This is a genomic window from Kitasatospora sp. NPDC050463 (assembly GCF_040655255.1).
Lineage (GTDB): Bacteria > Actinomycetota > Actinomycetes > Streptomycetales > Streptomycetaceae > Kitasatospora.
In genome coordinates this window covers 1-1285 of sequence record NZ_JBFAJO010000225.1, presented here as the reverse complement: position 1 = coordinate 1285, position 1285 = coordinate 1, and the positions used below count along the sequence as shown (strand labels likewise).

The 1285-nt window shown below is 68.3% G+C and carries 2 protein-coding genes; both read right to left on the bottom strand.

Going from position 1 to position 1285, the window contains the following annotated elements; genetic code table 11:
* Positions 1-40: 40 nt before the first annotated feature.
* The gene (locus AB0J08_RS41655) at positions 41-913 is read right to left on the bottom strand and encodes an IS3 family transposase (RefSeq protein WP_360645436.1); all 873 of its coding nucleotides are present in this window, start codon (positions 911-913) and stop codon (positions 41-43) included.
* Positions 910-1218 carry a transposase gene (locus tag AB0J08_RS41650; RefSeq protein WP_360645433.1) on the bottom strand — a complete coding sequence of 103 codons (309 nt, stop codon included), beginning with the start codon at positions 1216-1218 and terminating at the stop codon, positions 910-912. The genes AB0J08_RS41655 and AB0J08_RS41650 overlap by 4 nt, the downstream gene beginning before the upstream one ends.
* Positions 1219-1285: the final 67 nt, after the last annotated feature.

Here is a 1285-nt window from a genome sequence, read left to right as displayed (position 1 = left end):
TGAGCTTGCTCCGCTTTGACGGACACCCTCGGTGTGGTGGTCAGGCCGCCAGGACGTTCTCGTAGCCGGCTGGACTGCGGTAGCCGAGGCTGCTGTGCAGCCTGCGTATGTTGTACCAGCCCTCGATCCACTCGAAGATCGCGGAGCGGACAGCCGCCCGGCTCGGCCACGTTCGGTCGCCGATCAGCTCCCGTTTCAAGGTGGCGAAGAACGACTCGGCGAGCGCGTTGTCCCAGCACTGCCCAGTCCGGCCGACCGACAGTTGGACGCCGAAATCACTTGCCAGTGAAGCGAATTCACGACTTGTGTACTGGCAGCCGCGATCCGTATGGAAGATCACCGGACCCGATGGGCGGCGAGTCCGGCAGGCTGCCCGCAGGGCATCGGCGACCAGTTCGGTCCGCAGATGGTCGGCGGTGGCCCAGCCGACGACGCGACGCGAGGCGATGTCGATGACCGTGGCCAGGTAGAGCCAGCCCTCGCCGGTCGGGACGTACGTGATGTCGCCGCACCAGCGCGCATTGAGGGCGGTCGGGTCGGGTTGGAAGTCGCGCAGGACCAGGTCCGGCCGGGTGGCCGCCTGCGGGTCCGGGATCGTGGTGCGGTGGCGCCGGCGGCGGTGCCGACCCTGAAGTCCTGCCTGGCGCATCAGCCTGGCGACCCGGCGTCGTCCGCACCGGTCGCCGCTCCGCTGGAGCTGGGCGTGGACGCGTGGGGCCCCGTAGCTTCCTCGGGAGTCCGCGTGGATCTCGGTGATCTTCTCGGTCAGCTCGGTGTCGCGGACGGCGCGGGGACCGCGCTCGCTGTTGCGGCGGGCGTAGAAGGCGGCACGGGAGACCTGGAGCAGTTCACACGCTCGTTTGACGTTGTGGCCTGCCTGCTTCTCCGCCTCGATGAACGGGTGGACCGTCACCGGGTCTCCTTCGCGAAGAAAGCCGTGGCCCGCTTGAGGATGTCCACGTCCTCGCGCAGGCGGCGGTTCTCCCGCCGCAGTCGGGCCAGTTCCTCGCGCTCGTCGCTGGTCAGGCCGTCCCGTTCGCCGGAGTTGACCTCGGCCTGACGGATCCAGTCGCGGACCGCCGTCTCGGTCAGGTCGAAGTCCTTCGCGACCTGACCGACGGACCGGTCGCCGCGCCGGCACAGGTCGACGATCTCGGCCTTGAACTCCGGTGTGAACGAGCGCCTGGGCCTCGGCTTCTTCTTCCCCATGCTCTCCATGATGGACATCATCCTTCCGGGGCCGAAGCCCCTGATCAGGAGTGTCCGTCAAAGCGGATCAAGCCCA

Bases quoted from the DNA above. Each gene is read 5' to 3' on its own strand.
- AB0J08_RS41650 (WP_360645433.1), bottom strand. From the start codon at position 1,218: ATGGAGAGCATGGGGAAGAAGAAGCCGAGGCCCAGGCGCTCGTTCACA.